Below are 21,977 nucleotides of genomic sequence, written 5' to 3'. Positions count from 1 at the left end.
TATGGAAATGACACAGGTGAGAGAACTGGCCGGATGGGATTTGGATGAGAATGAGTACCGTCCGAAAATCATAGACACTGGCAGACTCCACTCTGCGCATGCGCGTGTCGCTGCACGTTCGCCATATCAGGTAGAAAACGCTCTCTGTGAAGAGGATGCTGAAAGGCTTAGCAGTTTGTTTGCAATTCAAAAGCAGAGGGATGATCTTCAAGCTGAAATGGCTGGCCTCGACTGGTTCCTCGGCGTTGTAGATCTTCGGAAGCTTCTCGCGTTTCAGCGCAGGCTTATTTTGCGTCCTGATATTTCACGATCCACGCGCGCCGCAACCGATAACTGGGACGCGCGGATGGACTTATGCTTCGGAGAGACGAAGCCTGTTGTCTGTGAAGTGATTCACAAGGATACATCCGTTGAATTGCGTTCAAGCAATCCCAACCTGCATTTCCGAGTAACAGGGAACGGCGCAAATCCGATTGCAGTCCATACTGGCAGCCCGTTCTTTGAGATCGCAGAGTACAAAAGCCGCTGGTTTCTACGGGATGGCTATCATCGAGCATTCCAATGTCTGCAGGCTGAAATCTTCTGTCTTCCTGCCGTCATTGTGCAGGCCAGAACGGCAGAAGAACTTGGAGCCGTTCATCCATGGTTCTTTTCAGAGCAGGTTCTTTTTTCTTCCACCCCGCCACGAGTTACCGATTTTCTGGATGATGCGCTCGTGATTGAGTACAACCGGGCTCCTTTAATCAAAAGCCTTCGTATCAGGATTGAGGAGACCTATACCCTTCAAGGAGAAAACGTATGAGCATTGCAACCAAACGCGGTGATGGAGGGCAGACTGGTCTGGCCGGTGGCATTCGCGTATCCAAGGCCGACCTGCGTGTCGAATCCTACGGTTCCGTTGATGAGCTCAATGCCCATCTTGGTTTTGCCAGGAGCATCTGCCAGAACAAGGAGATAGCGGCATGGACCGAAGAGATTCAACGCACACTTTTTCGTGTCGGCTCCGCTCTGGCTACACCTCCGGAAAGCAAAAAAAACCCGCCCGCTATCACAATGGAAGATGTCGATAAGCTCACGGATTTGGTGCACAAGATTGAAGCAACCGAGGGCATTCTTGCGGACTGGTCATTGCCGGGAGGGCATCCAGAATCTGCGGCCTATGAAATTGCGCGTACCGTCTGCCGTCGTGCTGAGCGTAGCGCTGTTCGTTTTGTTGAGAGTGGAGGCAGCGCTCATCCTGACGTCCTTGCCTACCTAAACCGGCTTTCGGATGTGATTTGGCTCTTTGGCCGCCTGATTGAGGTGAATGCCGGCGTCAATAGCCGTTTGCGTGACGACACTCATAGCGGCCCCAAATTCTCGCGTGCGTGGTGAGGATAGGATGAGCCAGCAACGTTCCTTTAACGATGCAGAACGCGCAGCGATCTATCGCGTAATTACGGAACGGCGTGACGTGCGTCAAGGCTATCTCGATAAGCCGCTGCCGGAGGACTTGCTCAAGCGAATCCTGGGTGCCGCGCACTGCGCTCCCTCGGTTGGCTTGATGCAGCCATCACGCTTCCTAGTCATCCGGGAACTCGCTACCCGTAAAGCTGTCCATGAGATTTTTAAGGAAGCAAACAAGCACGCCATCAAAGCTTACATGGGCCAGCAGGCAACGCAATACGCAGAACTGAAGCTGGAAGGCATTCTCGAAGCGCCACAGAATCTCTGTGTTTTTTGTGATTCCAGGAGCAAACGTGGACATGGCCTTGGGCGCCAAACAATGCCAGAGACAGCAGCCTATTCCACCGTGTGCGCAATTCAGAATCTTTGGCTTGCTGCTCGCAGTGAGGGCATAGGTGTTGGATGGGTAAGTATTGTGGACCCCACAAAGCTGCGCGCATTGCTGAATGTCCCCGACCATTTAATGCTGGTCGCGTATCTCTGCATTGGCTATGTCGAGGAATTTGCTGGCGATCCAGACTTGGAGCGATTTGGATGGGAAAAGCGGATACAACTGGAGAGCGTTGTATCGTATGAGCGCTACTCCGAGGCGAGCATTCCATGACGGTCCGCGCGGTGATGGTTCTTGGCACTAGCTCCCATGCTGGAAAATCCCTTCTGTCAGCGGCACTATGCCGCATCTTTGCGCAGCAGGGCTATCGGGTTGCGCCATTTAAGTCGCAGAATATGTCTCTCAATTCCGCAGCGACAGCAGAGGGGCTTGAAATTGGTCGTGCCCAGGCGTTGCAGGCAGAAGCGGCTGGAATTGCAGCTTCTGTTCACATGAATCCCATCCTGTTGAAACCGGCTGGAAAGATGACTTCGCAGGTTATTGTCCGCGGCAAAATATGGGGACGTCTTTCGGCTGCGGAATATCATCTGCGGCGAGTCGATGAGCTTTTGCCCATCGTGCGCGAAAGCTATGCAAAGCTGGCTGCGGAGAACGACGTAATCGTTCTTGAGGGCGCAGGCTCTCCGGCTGAGATCAATCTCAAGCAGCACGATATCGCGAACATGCAGATGGCAAATCTGGCCGATGCAGCGTGCATATTGGTAGGCGACATTGACCGCGGCGGTGTTTTTGCATCGCTGCTCGGAACAGTAGAGCTATTGGAGCCAGAAGAGCGAGCGCGCATTGGAGGTTTTGTCATCAACAAGTTTCGCGGCGACGTATCGCTGCTCATGCCAGGCATTCGCATGATGGAAGAGAGATTGCAGAAGCCATGCCTCGGAGTGGTTCCATATATCGAGGAGCTTTCGCTGGAGGAAGAGGACAGCCTTGGGCTGCCGCCGGCTGATTCGTTGAGTCATGCTCGATGGTCCTTGGATACAGCCAACCGACCATTACGAGTTGCGGTAATTGCATTTCCATCCCTGTCGAACTTTACAGACTACGATGCATTACGCATAGAGCCTTCTGTGTCTCTGCGCTTTTGCTGTAAACCCAAACACCTTCTAAGAGCAGACGTCGTGATTTTACCCGGCAGCAAGCAGACAGTAGATGATCTGCATTGGATGCGCGCAGAAAAACTCGATGTCGCATTGGAGGCGCATGCCCGTATAGGCCTGGTAGCTGGCATCTGCGGGGGAATGCAGATGCTTGGAAAGACAATCCTTGATTCGTGCGGCATTGAAACGCAGGGAGAAATCGCGGGACTGGACTTACTGCCAATCACTACGACCATGCAAGCCACGAAAGTTACTCGCGCTGCCAGAGGGACGTTTGCAGCACAGGTGCTCTTCGGGCAAGCGGTTGGGGAAGCAGCGCTGCAAGGATATGAGATTCATGTCGGAGAAACGTCCAGTACCGGCCCAGGAAAACCCTTTGCTCAGCTTTCTCGCTATGCCGCGGGACAATCTGAATCTGTGACGGATGGATGCGTTAGCCTGGACACAAGAGTCTTCGGTACATATCTTCATGGTTTATTCGACGCAGATAGTTTTCGGCACACTTTTATCAACGCCGCTCGACAGTTCTATCGCCTGGAACCAGCGACGAATTTGCACGATTGGCAGGCAAGGCGAAAAGAATCCTTTGATCGGCTCGCGAAAGAAGTTTCTCAGGCGCTCGATATGCCAAAAGTATTCGAGTGGGTTGGGCTGAAGTATCAGTCATCACCATCAACAGGAAACAGCCTGGAGACGCAATGAACCGTTGCCTTCTACTTCCGGCTGTCTACATTGCAGATCAGGCAGCAGGAGACCCTGAATGGTTTCCACATCCTGTTCGCTTTATGGGATGGGCAATCACTAGGGGCGAGGACATACTGCGGCAGCCAGGGCAAAGGAAACGTGACGAGTTTCTCGCGGGTGCAGTCCTTACTGGGGCCTTGGTCGCAGCCAGTTATTACGTGACGAGGTACATGATTGCTCAGGCGCATCGTCGTTTCATGATACTTGGATGGCTTACCGAAATTGCACTGGGATGGACCTGTCTTGCTTCTCGTAACCTTCATGATGAGGCTTGTTCCGTTCTCGCAGCATTAGACGCAGGCGATGTAGTTCTGGCTCGGCAGCGTCTTGCGCGCATTGTTGGACGTGATACGCAGCATCTCGACACGAACGAGATATGCCGCGCTGTAATTGAAACGGTGGCAGAGAGTGCATCGGATGGCATCATGGCCCCGCTTTTCTACATGAGCCTGGGCGGTGTGCCGTTAGCAATGGCTTACAAGGCTGTCAATACGCTCGATTCGATGATCGGCCATGCGGATGAGAGGTATTTCTATTTTGGAAAAGCGGCTGCTCGATTAGATGATGCCGCCAATTTTCTGCCTGCCAGATTGACAGCGCTCGCAATAGTGGCAGCCTCTCCGATTGGCGACGACAACCCAGTCAATGCGTGGCATGTTTGGCAGCGCGACGGTAGCAAACACAAGAGCCCAAATGCGGGACAGCCAGAAAGCGCAATAGCTGGCGCGCTCCGAGTTCAGCTCGGTGGAGACAATACCTACGCAGGAGAGGCTCTTCCCGCAGAGAAGATGGGGGAAGAGTTTCCCACGCCGCAACCTGCAGATGTGCGCAAGGCTATTCGCGTCGTGTCAGCCGTTACGCTGCTTGGCCTCGGTACAGGCATGCTGCTAGGGGCAGTGCTCTGTGCAAGGAGATCAAGATGAGCGAGCTCATTCCATTGCACGGAGGACAGCTTAGCCAGATTGCAGAACGCTTGTGTGTCCCTGCCTCTGGGGTGATCGATTTCAGCGCGAATATCAATCCGGAAGGTCCGCCTGAATCTGCTCTTTCTTGCCTGCGTGCATCTCTGGATGATGTATCTACACTTACAAATTATCCCGACTTGCGGGAGATGGCACTCAGAAAATCGCTTGCCAGCTATGCAGGAGTTGAAGCTGAAAATGTGCTTGTAGCGAACGGTTTTGTGCAGATTCTTGATGCAGTGCTTCATGTGTTACCGATTCGTACATGCCTGCTTCCAGTCCCGGCATTTGTTGAATACCGTAAGATGCTGGAACGCGCTTCCGTTCAGGTGAATCCTTATCCACTTGCATGCAGATCCTGCTTCAGCTATGACGGCATAGCCCAAAAACTGGATTCCTGCGATGCAGTTCTGCTTGCCAATCCTCAGAATCCGTCCGGTGTTCTCACTGGTCGCAAGATGCTTCTCCAGTTGGTAGAAGAGGCGGCACGTCGAAACGTCTACGTGCTGCTCGATGAGGCATTTATTGATTATTGTCCCGAGTCATCTCTTATTGACGAGGTCAACAACTTTCCGAACCTTATTGTGTTTCGCTCAGTGACGAAATTTTTTGGTATGCCCGGCCTGCGAGTTGCCTATGCCGCTGCCAATGCGAATGTAAATAGGAAGCTGCAAGAGGCAATCCCTCCATGGGCCATTACAACCTTAGCCTCGCTTGCTGCTTGCGCTGCAGTTCAGGATGAAGCTTATGCGCAGCGCACAATTGCATTGAATCTCGACCGTCGAAATTGGATGCAGACGGAAATTGAAAAACTAGGTATTGAGGTCTATCCGTCCGTTGCAAACTTTCTTTTGCTCCGTTTTTCAGATGAGATTGATTGCAAAAAGTTGTGGGAGCTCTTGATTACAAAGCATCAGGTTGTCCTGCGCAACTGTGCAAATTACGAAAGACTTTCCGGTCGGCATCTACGCGTTGCAGTTCGCAAAGAAGCGGAGAACAAACGGCTCGTTGAGGCGCTTGTTCTCTGCATGGAAACAAACATGAGAGTCCGGTGACAGGGATGCTGTGATTGGCCTCAGAAAGAAAACTTAGCCGCGAGTTGTACAAGCCTGGGAGCCTGCGCGCTTTCGATTTGTCCAAAGGCTGAATCTTCAATTTGACCATCAACCGCCGCTGGGCCATAAAACTGTGCGTGGTTGAAGACGTTGAATGCCTCAAAGCGCAATGCCAGCAGGGAGGATTCGGTGAAATGGACGTCTTTCTGTAGCGTCATGTCAAAGTTGTCGATGCCGGGGCCGTGGAACATCCGGCGTTTCGCGTTACCGAGTTGTCCAGGCGGTTCTTCAGAATACAGATCTGTGTTGAATGCAGGTTTGCCGTTGCGGCCATTGGTGTTGATGTGAAGTACACCAGTGCGGAGATGGCGCGGGTGTGTCGCGGGTCATCCGGGTCAAGCTGTTCGCCAAGATTGGAGCCCTGATCGATAGACTTCGCATATGCGTAGCTCAGCAGAAATTGCGAGCCGTTGCGCTGATAATGAAGGGTCGCTTCAAGCGCATTGTAGTTGGAGTTGGCGATGGTGCTATCTGTCGTATTCTCCCCATAGTTTTCACTGGAGGGATTGATTGGCGTTCCGATGTTCTGCCCCATTCGCGTCCCGTAGACAGTCTGGCCACCGCTTGTTGTGTAGTTGGAATCGAGGCTTGGCAATGATTCGTACGAAAAGTTACGGAAATCAGGTTAAGCTATAGATAACATTGCAGAAACATGAGGTTTGATCCCATGGACGATTTGCGATTACACGTAGCCACCAGCGACTTCGAGGAAAGTTTCATCGCCGCAATCTGCAATCGCTCAACAGGTACTTAAAAGCTATTCCCTAATGCATGATGCGTAGATCGTCAGCGGCTGGTGGTCATTTCGTGCCTCTTGTCATCCTCGGCATGGAGATAGAGGGCGGTGGTTTCAAGAGACCCATGGCGAAGGTTTTTCTGGATGAAGCGGATATCGTTACCGGCGTCAGCCTGGTGAGTTGCCGAACTGTGTCGTAGCCAGTGCGTTGAAGCTCGTCGCAGTATTGCTGCACCATCAGGATCAACTGCTTCACGAGCTGCGGCGGCACGGCAAAAAACCTCTTTTACGATCAGGTAGATTGCGGTGGGCGTCAAGAATCGGTCGCTGCGCCCGAAGACCGACAGGACAAGCGGCGAGTTGTCTGACGAGGAATGCGCGGTAGGCAGACCATTGAACCGGCGATAACGCGTCCAATCCGCCATCAACTCATCGCTCAACGGCACATCGCCCTCCCTCCCTCCCTTTCCAGTCACGTGCAGCCACCATTTGCCGCGCCGTTGCGCAAGATCACTGGTTTTGGCGTATGCGACTTCGGACACGCGCAAGGCTGCACCGTAGAGCAGCCGCAATAGCCAACGCGCTCGCTCATAGTGCTGACGCTCGCGAGGCGTCTCTTGCGGCAGCGACTCGATGAAATCGAGCACGGATTCCCAAAGCTGCTTCTCAAGGTAGCGTTCGACAACTACGCGGCCTGCTGTCGTGGCCCTTCGACGGCGGCGCAGAGCGAGAGGATTGCCTGCCAGGAAGCCTGCTGCCACGAGATATCCGAAGAGTCCGGAAAGTATCCGTAAGCTTTGCCGGACGCTGCCCGGCGAGAGCGGGCCTGTGAACAGGCGGCGGTCGCTGCCCCTCCGCGGCCGGTCAGGATCGGCCCACTCGACGGAAGGATTCGCCAGGAAGACTTCGTACGCGAGCAGATCTTCCCTCGTAAGGCTGGACAACGGCTTGCCCGGGACATGGGCTGACCACAGCAAGAGCCGCACAGCCTCTTTGCGGTAGCAGCGGAGCGTGTGCGGCGAATCGGCATACTCTGCCAACCAGAGGCGCACGGCCTCAACATCGGTGTCGGCGGCGATTTGCCTCACTCCGCCTTGCGCCCGGTTGGACCCGTGGCGTCCGTCCAATTCGCTGGCGATGGGCAAAACGAGAACTAAGTCGGACATGGCAGCGAGCCTCCTGGGGGCGGTGAAAGAAACCTGTTCAGTGTACAGGAAAGAAGTTTTGATAATAGAAATTATCATAAATTTCTGCCCTTTATCATTACATATATAACGGTATACATGCGTATACTGATTATTCTAGTTCTGCTTGGCATAGTTCAGATCAGAAGCGAAGGAAAAGGAAAATGAGCCGCGCCAGCGATACCCGTGTCCGTACCCGCGAAGCTGCCACGCGGCTGCTCTCGGCCGGGCGCAGACCCCACGACCTGACCGTCGACCTCATCTACGCCGAAATCCGTCAAGGCAGCCGTACCACGATCAATGACGAGCTCAAGGCGTGGAAAGACGAGCAATCCAAGACCAGCGCATTCAGCTCCACCCTGCCCCGCGAGGTGGCAGAGGCGATGATCGCGACCTGGACCCTGGCCGTCGAGCACGGAGAGAAGGTCTTCGTGCAGCGCAGGGAAGAGATAGAAGCCAGTTTGGCAACAGCATCAGAGACACAGACCGCTCTCGAAGCGCGCCTCGCGGATCGAGAGGAGCAGGCCGCCGAGCTGCGCACGCAATTGACGGCACGCGGGGCGGATATTGAAAGGTTGCGCATTGAGCTGGGCACTGCGCGCGTAGCTGCCGAAGCCGCACAAGCACGGAGCGTTGCCCTGGAGGAACAACTGCAATCCTCTCGTGCCGAGGCTGGCCGGCGAATGGCCGCAGCCCGCAGTGAATTTGATCAGAGGATGGCCGAACTTCAGAGTGCCATGGCCGCACAGGAGAAAGCGTTCCATACAGAGATTGACCGCGCCACAGAACGGCTGGAAGGGGTCCAGAAGCAGGTCATGACGCAGGTCGCTGAAGCGCGAGAGAGTGCCCGGCAAACCGAGATGCTGCTAACCAACGCGCGGCAGAGGAACGACGAACTGTCCGCCGAGGTTCAGCAACTCAAGACCCAGCTTGAATCGAAGACCCATGAGCAAGAAAGAGTCGAAAGCGATCTGGCCAGGGAGGCCGCGAAAGCGGATCGACTGCAGGCCGAGCGCGAATCGCTGCTTGGAGAGGTCGCCATGCTGACTGGCAAGATCGGCGCGCAAGCGGCTCAAATTGAGTCGCTGGAGCGCAGAGCTACCAATGCAGAAACTCGGCTGGAAAAGGCACTTCAGCGACCGTCGACGCGCCCGAGAAATTCAAAAAAGGCGAGTCAGCTTGTTGTGGACAATTAGGGCCTGCTCACGAGACGAGAAAAATCATGCACAGCGACGCGGGGAGCCGTTCGGCGAGGTGCGCGCTTAGAAATGGCTGCTCGCTGAATTGTTCAATTGAAACCATCAAACCAAACGAGGCGCCGCGGTGCTACCAACACCGGCGACGCCCCTAACCAATCAGCCTGTTGAGGAGGCTTTATGGCTACACGTAATTCTATCGAATCCACTCTCGCCCGCTTCGCACGACATCTGCACGCACGGCGCGGATTGTGTGAGGTCACCGTCCATAACTATGTTTCGACGGTCCGACGGCTGGCGCCCATTATCGGCTTGCAGCCGACACCGAAGGCCATCGAACAACATATAGAACGGATGCACAAATCGGGAGCTTCCTATTCCCACATCGTCAACACGTCAATCGCTCTCGAATCCTATTGCGCCTTTGCAGGAAGCCCCATTAAACTTGGCCGTCCGAAGAAGCCGCGTCATCTGGTGCGCGGAACGTTGTCCGAGTCCGAAATCACGCTGTTGATTGCGGCTGCCCACACCCTACGCGAGCGCGCGATGATTGCGACGCTTGCCTATGCTGGCTTGCGCAACCGCGAACTATGCCAGCTGCGAATACGAGACGTTGACTTGGGCAGCCAGACGCTGCATATTCAGGCCACCAAGACACAGAAAGACCGCTACGCGCATATTGCCGCGCCGTGCGTGAGCCTGCTGGCCGAGTACCTGCGTGAGCGTAGCGGACAGCCCGGCGATCTGTTGTTTGTCTGTATCCGTAACGGCGGCCCCTATGCCCAGCAGAACCTGCGTAAGTTGATCCGCACGGCAGCAAAGCGCGCAAGTCTCAAGAAGCGTGTTTATCCGCACCTTTTGAGGCATTCACTAGCCACAAATCTTCTGCATCGCGGAGCGCATTTGTTGGCAATTAAGGAGCAGCTTGGCCACGCGTTTGTGGAGACAACAATGATCTATGTCCACTCCAGCCCGGAGCACGCGCGGTTGCAGTACCGGATGTACGCTCCGTCGTATCTCTGAACTTCAGCGGACCGAGAGGGACTTCGGTTCGCTGGCGCCAGTTTTCAAATCCGAATGGGCATGGAACGACGGGACCCGGTGCTACTACTGCTACTGTGCACAACACAAGTTGTTCAGTTACGTGCGCACGCCATTCACATATTTTTCTCTTGACACGGATTTCGGCTACGTGCGATTCATAATCACATCCTTGGCCTTATCGTTCAATCTCTGCTTGTGCATAACGGCAGCAGTGGTAGAGCGTCTGGATGGGCCTTTCGTATCTCCGCGGTGGTGACTCCGACGCTGCCTCGAAAGCTGTCGATGTTTGTCATTTCGCTGTTTCGCACCGCCGTACTGGAAGCTGCCAGTACGGTCACTGAAACATGAACTAACAAAGCTTCACGGAATCAAACGACATCTGGATAAGAATTGCGGTGTGCCCGCAAGGGATTCGTGTCAATCAAGACACGTTCATGCGGCTCACAGAATTGCTGTTATCACAGTTGCCTTGGGAGAGCGTATGAAAGTGCGTCTTGCACTGCCCGCCGTCGTGTTTCTTTTTGTGCTTAACGTCCAAACAAATGCCTCCGCCCAAACTGCGGTGACCACTTCCGGCGGGACTACCAATACGGTTCCGGTCTTCACCGGAGCTTCGACGGTCGGCAACTCGCCGATTTCCGTCAGCGGTAGTAACGTCGGTATGTGTACTCCGCAGGGGTGTGGAGCTTTTTGCGGTGTTTGTAGGTTGCTGGGAAACACCTACTCAGAAATTCACCAATCGTAACTTGACAATCCATTCTGGATTGCCTACTGTGCCTATAAGTTTTAGCTTCACACAAGTCTTTAAGAGTTTCGCCGGATTGCTCCGGACGTAGCTCTAATCTTTGTTTGTCTGGTTCTCGGATTCGCTTCACACAGCCGTATAAGGCAGTGTCTATTATCTTCCGACATTCTGTATGAACTCGAACAAGCATGGCGTAGCTTTGCGCATAATGCCAGGCTTCTGAGGGGAGTCCGCCATTGGCGGACAAAGAGGAGTTTTGTGCTTTTGAAGCATCGGTTGCAAATTGTGATAGCTCTAGTGATCACGGCAATGCTTGCAGTTCCAGCAGGAGCGTGGCCGCATCGGCATGGACAACGAGCGCGGATACGGTTTCTTGCAACGAGCACCTTCCTTCGCAGTTCATGGGGGATGAACGAAGACACCTATCTGATGCAGCTGTCCTTGCCGAAACAAAGCGAGACAGTTCTCGTGCGCCTGGTGGATGCCTATCCCAACCAATGGCCGGCGCTGGCACACGCAGTCGTCAAGTCGGAAGCGGGCACCGTTCTTTCCGTGCGGCGCGATCCGGAATGCGACCGGCCCTTCGGGGAGATATTACTGCGCACTGCGCCCGGCGATCCGATGGCGATTCTGCCGGAACGGCTAGGCTACCAGCCACAACTGGATCATACGCCGGCGCCGAGCGCAGTCATGCCGTGCTACCGTGTCTTGCGGCATTGAGGAGTGATCCGGAGCAGTGGCCAATAAAACTCACCCGGAAGGAATGCGTGGCGATGCGATTCGAAAATATTTTGGCGAGCTTTCAAGAGACGAGGCAGAGGAAGGGAACACGGATGATGGGGAAGAAGCTAATCGGTTTGGTATTTTCGACGGTCGTGCTGGCGGCGGGCGCGTCGGCGCAGACGGTGACGGGCAGCGGCACCACCAACACGGTTCCGGCTTTTACTGGAAGTTCGACGTTAGGCAACTCGCCGATCTCGGTTTCCGGCAGTAGCGTCGGGATTGGAACGACATCGCCGGGATCTCTTCTTGAAGTGAACGGCAACGCCACTGTCGATGGCAATCTCATCTTTCAAGGTGCTGTTTCCGGTGGCGGCGCAGGCGTAATCTTCAGCGCCAACGCTCCCAGTACAGGAGTTACGAATTTCATTGAGAGTATATCCAGTTGGACTGGCGGCTTCTACTGGAGAGCAAACGCGGACGATATTGGCAAACTCGCCGCCCTCACTACTTTACCTGGAGGTAATGGAAGCAGAACTCCGGGTGGCGAGTTCGACATTTTCGGAAGCGCTGCTACTTCCAGTGCTCAGCCCTCCATGATTTCTCTCAAGAGCGGCGGAAGCTCTTATTTCAATGGAGGCTTCGTCGGGATTGGCACATCAGGCCCACTCTACCCGCTTGATGTTGCTGGTCAGATTCGTACTTCATCTGGAGGTGTTGTGTTTCCAGATGGCTCTGTTCAAACGACTGCATATAGCCAGCAAGGTATTTTCCAGGTAGGTAATGGCAGCACAAGCACACTGCAAGCCCTTTACGTGAATAGCAACCTGAATGGAGGTGTGGTACAGGCCCCATCTCAAGGCGCTTGGATTGAATGGAACAACGGCAATGGAATGACTGATTTTGTCAACAATGAGGGGCTTGCAAGCGGCGGATGGGAGTTTATCAATACGAATTCGACCGGTACGCCTCTTACCACGCCTATGGTCATCCAGGGAACCGGAAACGTGGGCATCGGCACGACGAACCCTGGGACTAACAACAAGCTTGAGGTGAATGGCAACATCGCGCTGACCACGGGAAGCGGAGGCTCAGTTACCTATGCAGATGGAACTCAGCAGAAGACGGCATGGACGGGCGTATTGTGTGGCGGCGATTATGCCGAAGCTGTAAAAGCTGCCGGTGAAAAGAAGTCCTACGAGCCGGGTGATGTTCTCGTGTTAACGGATGACTCCAAGGGTGACGTGCGAAAGTCTGCCGAGCCGTATTCGACGATGGTAGCGGGGATTTACGCGACAAAGCCAGGTGTAATCGGTCAGCGACAGTCTCTCAAGGACGCAACCGACCAGATGCCGATGGCGATGGTGGGAATTGTGCCGACGAAAGTTACAGCAGAGAACGGCGCGATTCATCGCGGCGACCTGCTTGTCTCCTCATCAGTTCCTGGTTTTGCAATGAGGGGCACGGACCGCAGTCGTATGCTTGGCGCGGTGATTGGTAAGGCGATGGGATCACTCGACTCCGGCTCGGGTGTCATCGAGGTACTGGTTACATTGCAGTAAGCAACATGAAACGCAACAGGCTGAGTGCAATTCCGAGTTTGGAGAGTATCCCCGTGATCGACTGCGAGATGTTGATGGGGCTTCAGGATACAGCTACCCAGAAATCGCTCTAAATCTCAACGAATTGCCGACTGTCTCGCCGTCGGTGGTTCGGGAGCCACATCAACATCTTAACTAACAGACTTTCAGAGCTGTCCTGGGATCGCAATGTTCTCCAAATACTTTCAGGAGCTACGACGGCAAGATTGTTCGTATCAGAAGAGGAAAAAAGTCCGGCTCCATTTACAGCTACAGTGTAGGCTATGATGCTGCCAACAACGTGACATCCTTCCAGGATGCGACGTATAACAATGGCACCGGCATCATGGGCTCGTGGAGCTACCCCCCGGATAGTTTGAACCGCCTTGCCACGGCGAACGTGACCTGGCCGGATGGTTCGCAGCGGTATGTGTGCTGGAGCTACGACAGCTTCGGGAATCGCCTGCAGCAGGATATTTCGTCGGCGGCGTTCAGTTCCGGCTCTAATAGTTGCACTGCCTAGTCGTCGGCGTGGCTGGAGACGGAGATTAACAGCTTCACCGTAAACGGTTCCGATCCCGGCACGAATCGCATCCAGAGCACCAATGCGCGCGGGGTTACGGCGACGTTGGGCTACGATGCTTCCGGGAATCTGCTCAATGATGGAGTCAACCAGTATCTGTACGACGGCGAAGGGCGTGTCTGTGCGGTCGCGAACACGGCTATCCCAGGCATGACGTCGATGACCGGGTATCTTTATGACGCGGATGGAAACCGCGTGGCCAAGGGCACAATCACGTCGATGAGCTGCGACCCGACGAAGAACGGCTTCCAGTTCACGGAGAACTATGTGCTTGGTCCGAGTGGAGAGCAGTTGTCCATGCTGGATGGCAAGAACAACTGGCAGAGAACCAATGTATATGCCGGTGGCGGGCTGATCGGCACCTATGATCTTGTCTCAGACCCGGCGAATCCCTCTGTGCAGATTCCGTGGCTGCATTTTCACCTGTCAGACCATCTGGGAACACGGCGGATGCAGGTCAGCGGGATGCTCGCGAACCTCGGACAGCCGGAGATGGACTTCCAGAGCTTGCCCTTCGGGGATCGATTAGCGTACTTCCCAGACCCGTACGCGGATCAAAACGCCGAGGATGCTACGCCGCTACACTTCACGTCGAAGGAACATGATAACGAATCAGGGAACGACTACTTCGGGGCCAGATACTACGCGTCTACGATGGGAAGGTTCCTCAGCCCGGACTGGGCAGCCAAGGAAGAGCCGCTTCCTTATGCCAATCTAGAAGACCCACAGAGCCTGAACCTGTACAGCTACGTGCGGAACAATCCGCTAACGAGAGTAGATGCAGATGGGCATGAACCATCGGATATTGTCTACGATGGTCCCTCTTCAGGACTATCGTGAAGGTGATTTTCAAGATGAGCGGCTTCAAGAACTCCATGACAAGCCTGTCGCTTTAGAAATCGGAGTCGGGTCAGACCCCTATAGCGTTGTGAAACAGGCCGCCGCAATTCGCTGAAAAAGCAAAGATTGCACTCAGAGTCCGATGGATGCAATTTGGGAATGGTCCACAATCATCCAGAGCGAGCCTGTAGCCGTAAACGCAACTAAAACTTAATCGGCACTCGGATGGAGAAAGCTCTGAAAACAAGTCTATTAGACTATCTTCAGGTGAGAATGAAGTTGTCGTATTTGACAAGTAAAAATTGATATTCCTGACCGAGGCAACTAAACATTAGCTTCGTCACGAAATCGGCGGTAAAATGTTGGCCATTCCTGTCAATTGCGTTGGGGGGTAGACATGGAACGGTTTTCATTAAAAACGATTAGGGCAGATCGAGCAGACCTGCTTCAAACCGATACCTGGCCGGAGGTAGACGAAAGGACGCTCGTCAACCCTGAGGCGCGAAAAATATTTGAAACTAGACGCGAAGCCATCCTTCTGATGATGGCAGACTTGCCGAAAAGCGAAATTCTTGCCAAGACCGGTATCCCCGGTACCGAACTAGGTGTTTAGTCCCGGCATTTGATGGTGCATACTTTTCGCGAGAGTGGAAGGAAGCACTGTGGGACAAGTTCTGCACCGGGGCGCCACTACGACAGAGGCAGTCCGTCGAGCGATACAACATAGTCAAGAGAGTCTGAGGACGCTGGCGCGTCGGCATGGGATCAACCCCAAGACGGTAGCCAAGTGGAAGAAGCGTTGCTCGGTGGCCGACTTGCCCACCGGACCGAAGCATCCTCGTTCAACAGTCCTGACCCAGGAGCAAGAGGCCATCATCGTAGCCTTTCGCAGGCATACGCTGCTGCCGTTGGATGACTGCCTTTATGCGCTCCAGGCCACTGTTCCTCAACTCACCCGCTCTTCATTGCATCGCTGCCTGGAGCGGCACGGCATCAGCCGGCTGCCGGAGGTGGAAGGCGGCAGCCAGCCTGGCTACAAGAAATTCCAGCATTATCCGATCGGCTACTTCCACATCGACCTGGCTGAAGTGCGCACCGCCGAGGGCAAGCTCTATCTGTTTGTGGCCATCGATCGCACCTCGAAGTTAGTCTTCGTGGAACTGGTGGAGCGGGCCGACATGCGAGCCGCCGCTGCATTCCTCGAGGCTCTGATCGCAGCTGTTCCCTATCGCATCCATACCGTGCTTACCGACAACGGCATCCAATTCGCTGATTTGCCCAAGAACCGCAGGGGACCGACCGCGCGCTTTCGTGGACATCCTTTCGACAGGGTCTGTCTTTTGCACTGCATCGATCACCGCCTCACCAAGCCCAATCATCCCTGGACTAACGGACAGGTCGAGCGCATGAATCGCACCATCAAGGAGGCAACGGTGCAGCGTTATCACTACGAGAACCACGAACAGCTTCGCACTCATCTGGCAGACTTCGTAGCCGCCTATAACTTCGCTAAACGGCTCAAGACACTCCATGGCCTCACGGCATACGAGTTCATCTGCAAATGCTGGCAAAAAGAACCAGATCGATTTACCCTCGATCCAACCCATCAAATGCCGGGACTAAACACCACAAAGGATTATGGCCATTAGTTCCTTGACATGAAGCGTCAAAAAATAGTTTAACTGAATGTGTTGAACCGCTTTCGGGGTTCTAACCCTTTCAAACTTTGTCACTGAATTTAAACGCCAGTTTGTGCTGGCGGCAAGCGCCATGGTGCTTAATGATGTCCTTGTATTTAAAGGGCAGCTATTGCTTCGCGTGTAACTTCATTTTGTCAGGGATAATCAATGCATCTGTAGCTGAGCATGCGAGCGTATATGCAAAGAATTCCTTTCATTTACGCCCAAAAATTTTAGGGGGTTTAAGTAGAGCCGCTTGAATCAGGCCTGACTATATCTCAGGCGTTTAATTGCAGTGACGTAGGTTGGCTGGTCGTTAGTTGAGGGCATTCGGTCACAGGGGGGATCGTGAGACTCATGCGGGCACATAGAAAGATGAATCTTGCAGTTTGTCATTTCTGCTTTTGCGTAACTTTGCTTGTAACTATTAGTTACTGGGGTGTAGAGGAAAACTGTCTATTTGCGCAATCCATTTCCGTTTCCTCCACAAGCGATTCCGTAGCCATCACGACGATAGAAAAAGCAATAACTGCATTAGGAGGGAGAGGTGCATGGAATGCTGTTGGTGCCGCGTCGGCGACAGTTCTTATATCGAAAAAAGGCATTCCCGACCACCAAGTCACATGGTCAGACGATTGGAGTAGTGGTCATAATCAATCACGTCGGAATTTCACCGATCCTGCAGGCCACAGATTATCTATGACTCAGACGCATAGTTCTCGGACATTACGTGGAGCTAATGGCACGCTTCGTACAATTCGTAATACAAGCGATATTACTTCATTAGCTGAAAGTTACCCAGGAGCTGCGCTTTCTATTTCGCTGAAGCGTAAAGATTGTCGCTTCAGTATTCCCAATCGCACTCAGTCTGAGGGCAGCGCGAACGAAGTAATTGTAATTGCAACCTGTGATGAATTGTTCTACCCACAGAACCAAGTTGTAATGGTATGGACATTCTCAAAAGTAAGCAGTTTGCCTGTATCTGTTCAATACCCGATTGTCGAACTCGTTCACAACCAGTACCCAACTGAAATTGCTTCTTTCGTTGATTTCAAGTGGTATGGCAGTCTTCTTCAGCCGTCCACAATTCAGGTCCGAAGAATCAGCGGTAATACAGATACATTGCAGCTTACGTCTGTAGTTTTTACAGACACTCTTCCATCTGAAACATTTGATACCGCGAGATAAGGTAGCGACATGCGCAAACAAAGAACAGGTTTTCTTTTTATCAGTGCAATGCTATCTATCCTTTTGTCGTCTGCAACCAGCTATGCTCAAACCGGCAATCAGTTCGCCAATCAGACACCTCCACTCGGCATTGTTCCCTACGGTCCATACGAGGAGCATCATGTAGATACCGTCAATGTCAGCACAGGTAATGCTGTCATTGATATTCCGCTCTATTCTTTACCGCAGCTTGGAGATCTTTCGCTAAGTTTTAGCGCCATTGCTAACTCAACTGCGTGGCAAATGGGATATTCCTGTACTCAGGATGATATTAGTTGTACGTTTTCTTACTACACCGAAGCAGTTCCATCTAATGGGGCAATTGAGGATGAAGACATCTTTGGTCCTCAAATTACAATCGATCAGGGATATCAACTTGCATCATCTTTTATATCGCTAGCGCAGAATACTGCAGAGGGTATAATGGAAAATTACTCTATTGTAGATAGGACATTAGCGACACATCTTCTTTATTATGATGCGACTAATTTGACGCAGATGAGAACAGTAGATGGGACAAGACTTTTATTTCAATCGTCATCTCCTCAGCCATACAATTTTCATGATATTTCATATAATGGAACTTTGATAGATGCAAAGGGCATCCAATATGCCATTTTCAATGATCAGACAAGTAGCATTACAGACAAGCACGGGAATGCAATTACGATCAACCAATCGTCTGGGACAATCACGGATTCGGTTAATCGCTCAATCTCCCTCCCCCCTTCTTGGTCTAGCAAAACTTCTGCAACAACTGGATGCCCAGATCTTTCGCAATCGCCATACAATGCGCCTTACCAGCCAATAACTGGTAGTGCGCAGTGGGTTGTTCCCGGACCGAATGGGAGATCTGTAACCTATCTCGTCTGCTACACGGCTATTAACGTACAGACAAATTTCTGGAAAAATAATGGGCAAACCGTAGTTTCCAATAACGTTCCTGGAAGCTGTGGTGATGAAGACCAATCGGCATGCAACTTCATACAGACTTTTGAAGAGACTAGCGGAGCAATCGGAGCTATCCAGAGTATTGTTTCCCCAGATAATACATTTTGGGGGTTTATCTATGATTCTGCCAATCCCAGTGATTCATCATCTTTTGGCTATGGAACTCTAAAGACTCTGATTGAGCCCTCTGGTGGAACTATTAACTATTCTTATGCGATGAACACGAGTTGCATCGTGTCCGACCCAAGCATTAGCGCAGTTATGGGCGGTGGCTATTGGAGCTCTCCTCAAATCACGCAGCGTACAGAGTCAGACCTGCAAGGCCACACATATACCTGGCAATACAAAGGGACTGGGATTTCTTCGGGACAATTTCCAACAGTAACAGACCCGAACGGAAACGATACGGTTTATGAATATGAACTTCCCAACAATGAAAACGGATGTGGTTCTGGCTACGAGGCGAGCACAAACGTATATCAGGGATCACATAGCGCAGGTGTCTTATTGGAATCGCGTTCCACATCAAACCAGTTCGGAGCGGTACCCCTGCCAAATAATTTCAATCAGGTAGACCCGTATCCCGGAGTTGCGAATGGTCTGCCTATCAAACAAACTACGACAATAGATGGCGTGGCGTCGTTAGTTAAGAATACAGGGTACGACAGTGTATTCCTAGCAGCGGCACCTTCCTGTTGGGAGTCTGACACAAATAATTGTGATACAGGAGGAGCGTCGGCCGCCTTGGCAAATTCACCTTCTCCTATTCCACTTTCACTCGGGCTACCAATTTCTACGCAAACATCGAGTGGAACGGGGAGTGTATTGAATAGCACTCAAACTTCTTATGCGTGGGGTAGTAATACTGCGTATTGGAGCAACGGGCTAGTTAATACACCAACTACAACCACTACATATGATGGCAGCAATAATATGATTGCTCAAACCAAGATTACGTATGATGAATCTGCTTATTCCTCCTGCGGCGTTTGTGGAAATCCGACATCGATCAGCAGATGGAACAATACAGGATCTGCTATCCAAACGCACACCGCGTGGACTTCAACAGGAATGATTGATCATACTGTGGATGCTTTGGGAAATACTAATCAAATCAACACCTATAGCTCTACCTATAAAGGCTTATACCCGACAAGCATCACGAACGCACTCAGCCAAACTACAACTATTTATTATGATTTCAATACGGGACAAAAGACTAGTATCACTGATCCGAATCAGCAGAAAACAACCTACACCTTCTATAACGATGGAAACCTTCAATCGATTCAATATCCTGACGGAGGAGGAGCTCAATACGCATACTCGACAGATGCAACTCCGGTCACAAGCCAATCTCCCACGATTACGGTAACTACTGCGACAGGAAGTGCATCTGGATCAATTATCAATAGCATTGTCTATGATGGTTTAGGCCGGAAGATTCATAGTCAATTGGTATCTGACCCGTTGGGAAGCGACGATGTCGATATAACTTACGATGGACTGGATCATGTTGCGTCAGTAACTAATCCATATCGCGGAACAATTCCTTCAGGAATAACAACTTACTATTCCTACGATGCAATAGGCCGCAAAACTATACAAAAACAGCAAGATGGGAACTTGCTCCAGTGGTGCTATGACAATATCAGTACCATGGGGCAGTCCGACTGTCATCCAAATGCAAGTAGCATTTCTTCAGCGTTGTGGGTTGATTCATCTGATGAGAACGGACACGTTTCTCAACGAGTTAATGATGTATTTGGCCGTTTAGTAGCGGCAATGGAACAGAACCCGCAACAGGGTTCTTCTCCAAGCTACGCTTTTGAAACGGACTACAAATATGATGCCTTGAATAATCTGGGTTCAGTGATGCAATGGGGCGGTGCATATGGTAGTTCTGGCGGTAGATCGCGCAGTTTCAGTTATGACAGTTTGTCTCGCCTAGTTTGCGCATCGAATCCTGAAAATTCGAGTGCCGCATGTCCTACAGAGGCTTCCTCTTCTTATGTGGTTGGGACCACTGGATACACGTATGATGCAAACAGCAATGTTCTTACCAAGACGTCGCCGGCCATTAATGTAACTTCCGGGACGCAGATGGTTACCTATGGCTACGACGCACTAAATCGCCTGTTGAGTAAAACCTATACCAATGCCCCCGCAGGTACATTATCCAATTGCTTCCAATATGATTCGGCCTCTAAGGGGATTGGTCATCTTGCAGCAGAGTGGACGCAGCCAGGAAGCTGTGCATCGTCACCACCTTCCAACTATCAGTCCTTGCGGGCCTTTGGGGCATACGATGCAATGGGCCGTGTGGTAAGTGAACAGCAGTGCGCAGCAGGCTACTGTACCAGCGCCTCCGTACCCTCACAGCCATCAGCCAACTGCACCAGCCTTTCCAGCGCATCAGGGCTTCAGTATTGTTACGATCTCGCGGGTAATCTACTTGATTACAGCAATGGAGTTACAACCCAAACGGCGGGCTCCTATCCGCAACAAGCACTTCTTTTCTCGCAGAAGTTCGACTCAGCAGGACATCTGGCAACCGTTAACAGTTCCTGGAGCGACACCACACATCCGGCGACTCTGTTTTCCAATACGACATACTCTCCTGCAGGCGCTCTATCGAACTGGCTTTTAGGCACGAGCCTTTGGACGTCGCGGCAGTATGACAACCGATTGCGTGTTTGCAACCAACAGTCGGCACAACAGCAGATCACGGCCCCGCAATGCCAATAGAGATCATCCATGGAGTAGTTACCGTCAACGGCGACAGCCCAGGAGAGAGACGAACCGCGATGAAACGTTGGGATTCATGGCTTGTGTCGCTTGTGATTATGGTTGCCGCATCGTCTGCTTTCGCCCAGGCGCCGGTACTGAGTACCGTGGCGGCTCCGTATCCGGCGCTCCAGTCACAGGTCCAGATGGCCGGCAAAACATATGGGCCGGGGAGTGTAGCCTACGGATCGGCCGGTACACCGTTGGTGCTATCAGGTTCTGGATTTGGCGACAACGGCGGAGTCTGGTTTATCGCTTACAAGAACGGCACGGCTGATACGAATGTCCAGCCTGTGCAAGCTGCCGTCACGCTCTGGACCGCGAGCCAAATCTTCCTGAAAGTTCCTCCGAATGCGGTTTCGGGGATTGTAGAAGTTATCTCCGGCGGGGTGGTCAGCAACGACCTGCCTTTTGTCGTTACGCCCGGAACATACTCCAGCACTTGTCCTGCTGGGCCTACACCAAATCAGTTGCAAATCACCACAGATTCGCTTTCGAGCGGAGCGGCCAATGTTTCCTACAGTGCACAGCTGAAGGCTACCGGCGGGTCGAACTCCTATACATGGTCGCTTGTTTCGGGCTCGCTGCCTTCTGGTCTGTCATTGAGTTCTGCGGGTGTCATCTCCGGCACGCCTACATCCGCGGGCAGCGCGGTCAGCTTTACGGTGCAGGTGGTTGACACGAGCACCCCGCAGCAGCACGATGAGGCTACCCTAAGCCTCCAGGTCGCGGGCCAGCAGGAGGCTTCTTCCAGTGCTTCTCTCTACAGCTTCTCCATCCAGAGTTCCGGAGGTGGGTCGGAAGGCTACGACGCCGTGGGCAACGTCACCGGCTACACCGACTCAGTGAATGGAAGCTGGTCGTTCACCTACGATTCGCTCAACCGTCTTGCCACGGCTGCCGGCTCGCAGGACAACAACCCTTATCCGAACTACTGCTGGCAGTATGAC

21 protein-coding genes are annotated in these 21,977 nt (G+C 52.6%); 18 read left to right on the top strand and 3 right to left on the bottom strand.

What is annotated here, in order from left to right:
• The first annotated feature begins 1 nt into the window (after nucleotide 1).
• From AC5S3R_RS16285 to AC5S3R_RS16260, 6 genes are read left to right on the top strand one after another with little or no spacing between them, the layout of a single operon-like run.
• The gene (locus AC5S3R_RS16285) at nucleotides 2-802 is read left to right on the top strand and encodes a hypothetical protein (RefSeq protein ID WP_494268211.1); all 801 of its coding nucleotides are present in this window, start codon (nucleotides 2-4) and stop codon (nucleotides 800-802) included.
• Nucleotides 799-1,374 carry a cob(I)yrinic acid a,c-diamide adenosyltransferase gene (locus AC5S3R_RS16280; protein WP_494268210.1) on the top strand — a complete coding sequence of 192 codons (576 nt, stop codon included), beginning with the start codon at nucleotides 799-801 and terminating at the stop codon, nucleotides 1,372-1,374. Before AC5S3R_RS16285 ends, AC5S3R_RS16280 begins: the two co-directional genes overlap by 4 nt.
• A 7-nt stretch (nucleotides 1,375-1,381) precedes the next feature.
• Nucleotides 1,382-2,050 (top strand): 5,6-dimethylbenzimidazole synthase, encoded by a 669-nt coding sequence (gene bluB, locus AC5S3R_RS16275; RefSeq protein WP_494268209.1) that lies wholly within the window; start codon nucleotides 1,382-1,384, stop codon nucleotides 2,048-2,050.
• Nucleotides 2,047-3,636 (top strand): cobyric acid synthase, encoded by a 1,590-nt coding sequence (locus AC5S3R_RS16270; protein WP_494268208.1) that lies wholly within the window; start codon nucleotides 2,047-2,049, stop codon nucleotides 3,634-3,636. The genes bluB and AC5S3R_RS16270 overlap by 4 nt, the downstream gene beginning before the upstream one ends.
• On the top strand, nucleotides 3,633-4,601 hold the full coding sequence (cbiB, locus tag AC5S3R_RS16265; RefSeq protein ID WP_494268207.1) for an adenosylcobinamide-phosphate synthase CbiB: 969 nt from the start codon (nucleotides 3,633-3,635) through the stop codon (nucleotides 4,599-4,601). Before AC5S3R_RS16270 ends, cbiB begins: the two co-directional genes overlap by 4 nt.
• Nucleotides 4,598-5,695: a pyridoxal phosphate-dependent aminotransferase gene (locus tag AC5S3R_RS16260; RefSeq protein WP_494268206.1), complete on the top strand. Its 1,098-nt coding sequence runs from the start codon at nucleotides 4,598-4,600 to the stop codon at nucleotides 5,693-5,695. Before cbiB ends, AC5S3R_RS16260 begins: the two co-directional genes overlap by 4 nt.
• Before the next feature lie 20 nt (nucleotides 5,696-5,715).
• On the opposite strand, the gene AC5S3R_RS16255 is transcribed toward AC5S3R_RS16260, so the two are convergent.
• The 3 genes from AC5S3R_RS16255 to AC5S3R_RS16245 form a co-directional block, all read right to left on the bottom strand.
• Nucleotides 5,716-5,994 carry an outer membrane beta-barrel protein gene (locus AC5S3R_RS16255; RefSeq protein WP_494268269.1) on the bottom strand — a complete coding sequence of 93 codons (279 nt, stop codon included), beginning with the start codon at nucleotides 5,992-5,994 and terminating at the stop codon, nucleotides 5,716-5,718.
• On the bottom strand, nucleotides 5,910-6,350 hold the full coding sequence (locus AC5S3R_RS16250; protein ID WP_494268205.1) for an outer membrane beta-barrel protein: 441 nt from the start codon (nucleotides 6,348-6,350) through the stop codon (nucleotides 5,910-5,912). The genes AC5S3R_RS16255 and AC5S3R_RS16250 overlap by 85 nt, the downstream gene beginning before the upstream one ends.
• A 191-nt stretch (nucleotides 6,351-6,541) precedes the next feature.
• A complete protein-coding gene (locus AC5S3R_RS16245; RefSeq protein WP_494268204.1) occupies nucleotides 6,542-7,657 on the bottom strand; it encodes a tyrosine-type recombinase/integrase in 1,116 nt (371 codons plus the stop codon).
• A gap of 182 nt (nucleotides 7,658-7,839) precedes the next feature.
• On the opposite strand from AC5S3R_RS16245, the gene AC5S3R_RS16240 reads away from it, so the two are divergent.
• The 12 genes from AC5S3R_RS16240 to AC5S3R_RS16185 form a co-directional block, all read left to right on the top strand.
• Nucleotides 7,840-8,871, top strand: a complete 1,032-nt coding sequence (locus AC5S3R_RS16240; RefSeq protein ID WP_494268203.1) for a DNA-binding protein — start codon at nucleotides 7,840-7,842, stop codon at nucleotides 8,869-8,871.
• A gap of 180 nt (nucleotides 8,872-9,051) precedes the next feature.
• The gene (locus tag AC5S3R_RS16235) at nucleotides 9,052-9,894 is read left to right on the top strand and encodes a tyrosine-type recombinase/integrase (protein ID WP_494268202.1); all 843 of its coding nucleotides are present in this window, start codon (nucleotides 9,052-9,054) and stop codon (nucleotides 9,892-9,894) included.
• A 502-nt stretch (nucleotides 9,895-10,396) separates the two neighbouring features.
• Nucleotides 10,397-10,660, top strand: coding sequence for a hypothetical protein (locus AC5S3R_RS16230; RefSeq protein ID WP_494268201.1), 264 nt, complete (start codon nucleotides 10,397-10,399; stop codon nucleotides 10,658-10,660).
• A 408-nt stretch (nucleotides 10,661-11,068) separates the two neighbouring features.
• Nucleotides 11,069-11,380 (top strand): hypothetical protein, encoded by a 312-nt coding sequence (locus AC5S3R_RS16225; protein WP_494268200.1) that lies wholly within the window; start codon nucleotides 11,069-11,071, stop codon nucleotides 11,378-11,380.
• 53 nt (nucleotides 11,381-11,433) lie between these two features.
• Nucleotides 11,434-12,942: an autotransporter outer membrane beta-barrel domain-containing protein gene (locus AC5S3R_RS16220; RefSeq protein ID WP_494268199.1), complete on the top strand. Its 1,509-nt coding sequence runs from the start codon at nucleotides 11,434-11,436 to the stop codon at nucleotides 12,940-12,942.
• A 319-nt stretch (nucleotides 12,943-13,261) separates the two neighbouring features.
• Entirely contained in the window at nucleotides 13,262-13,483 is a 222-nt protein-coding gene (locus AC5S3R_RS16215) for a hypothetical protein (RefSeq protein WP_494268198.1), read from the top strand.
• 105 nt (nucleotides 13,484-13,588) lie between these two features.
• Nucleotides 13,589-14,383, top strand: coding sequence for an RHS repeat-associated core domain-containing protein (locus tag AC5S3R_RS16210; protein ID WP_494268197.1), 795 nt, complete (start codon nucleotides 13,589-13,591; stop codon nucleotides 14,381-14,383).
• Between the two features lie 397 nt (nucleotides 14,384-14,780).
• Entirely contained in the window at nucleotides 14,781-14,996 is a 216-nt protein-coding gene (locus AC5S3R_RS16205; protein WP_494268196.1) for a hypothetical protein, read from the top strand.
• A gap of 49 nt (nucleotides 14,997-15,045) precedes the next feature.
• Nucleotides 15,046-16,032, top strand: coding sequence for an IS481 family transposase (locus AC5S3R_RS16200; protein ID WP_494268195.1), 987 nt, complete (start codon nucleotides 15,046-15,048; stop codon nucleotides 16,030-16,032).
• 405 nt (nucleotides 16,033-16,437) lie between these two features.
• The gene (locus AC5S3R_RS16195; protein ID WP_494268194.1) at nucleotides 16,438-17,250 is read left to right on the top strand and encodes a hypothetical protein; all 813 of its coding nucleotides are present in this window, start codon (nucleotides 16,438-16,440) and stop codon (nucleotides 17,248-17,250) included.
• Nucleotides 17,251-17,259: 9 nt separating this feature from the next.
• The gene (locus AC5S3R_RS16190; protein ID WP_494268193.1) at nucleotides 17,260-20,988 is read left to right on the top strand and encodes an RHS repeat domain-containing protein; all 3,729 of its coding nucleotides are present in this window, start codon (nucleotides 17,260-17,262) and stop codon (nucleotides 20,986-20,988) included.
• A gap of 59 nt (nucleotides 20,989-21,047) precedes the next feature.
• The coding region (locus AC5S3R_RS16185) for an RHS repeat domain-containing protein (RefSeq protein ID WP_494268192.1) at nucleotides 21,048-21,977 on the top strand (930 nt) is incomplete at its 3' end.

This window comes from Occallatibacter sp. FHG110214_02, assembly GCF_059115385.1.
This window is presented reverse-complemented; position numbering and strand designations above follow the sequence as displayed.

What these genes read in the sequence shown, in the direction of transcription:
- AC5S3R_RS16285 (WP_494268211.1), top strand. Translation starts at nt 2, where the DNA reads ATGGAAATGACACAGGTGAGAGAACTGGCCGGATGGGATTTGGATGAG.
- AC5S3R_RS16280 (WP_494268210.1), top strand. Translation starts at nt 799, where the DNA reads ATGAGCATTGCAACCAAACGCGGTGATGGAGGGCAGACTGGTCTGGCC.
- bluB (WP_494268209.1), top strand. Translation starts at nt 1,382, where the DNA reads ATGAGCCAGCAACGTTCCTTTAACGATGCAGAACGCGCAGCGATCTAT.
- AC5S3R_RS16270 (WP_494268208.1), top strand. Translation starts at nt 2,047, where the DNA reads ATGACGGTCCGCGCGGTGATGGTTCTTGGCACTAGCTCCCATGCTGGA.
- cbiB (WP_494268207.1), top strand. Translation starts at nt 3,633, where the DNA reads ATGAACCGTTGCCTTCTACTTCCGGCTGTCTACATTGCAGATCAGGCA.
- AC5S3R_RS16260 (WP_494268206.1), top strand. Translation starts at nt 4,598, where the DNA reads ATGAGCGAGCTCATTCCATTGCACGGAGGACAGCTTAGCCAGATTGCA.
- AC5S3R_RS16245 (WP_494268204.1), bottom strand. Translation starts at nt 7,657, where the DNA reads ATGTCCGACTTAGTTCTCGTTTTGCCCATCGCCAGCGAATTGGACGGA.
- AC5S3R_RS16240 (WP_494268203.1), top strand. Translation starts at nt 7,840, where the DNA reads ATGAGCCGCGCCAGCGATACCCGTGTCCGTACCCGCGAAGCTGCCACG.
- AC5S3R_RS16235 (WP_494268202.1), top strand. Translation starts at nt 9,052, where the DNA reads ATGGCTACACGTAATTCTATCGAATCCACTCTCGCCCGCTTCGCACGA.
- AC5S3R_RS16230 (WP_494268201.1), top strand. Translation starts at nt 10,397, where the DNA reads ATGAAAGTGCGTCTTGCACTGCCCGCCGTCGTGTTTCTTTTTGTGCTT.
- AC5S3R_RS16225 (WP_494268200.1), top strand. Translation starts at nt 11,069, where the DNA reads ATGAACGAAGACACCTATCTGATGCAGCTGTCCTTGCCGAAACAAAGC.
- AC5S3R_RS16220 (WP_494268199.1), top strand. Translation starts at nt 11,434, where the DNA reads ATGCGATTCGAAAATATTTTGGCGAGCTTTCAAGAGACGAGGCAGAGG.
- AC5S3R_RS16205 (WP_494268196.1), top strand. Translation starts at nt 14,781, where the DNA reads ATGGAACGGTTTTCATTAAAAACGATTAGGGCAGATCGAGCAGACCTG.
- AC5S3R_RS16195 (WP_494268194.1), top strand. Translation starts at nt 16,438, where the DNA reads ATGAATCTTGCAGTTTGTCATTTCTGCTTTTGCGTAACTTTGCTTGTA.
- AC5S3R_RS16190 (WP_494268193.1), top strand. Translation starts at nt 17,260, where the DNA reads ATGCGCAAACAAAGAACAGGTTTTCTTTTTATCAGTGCAATGCTATCT.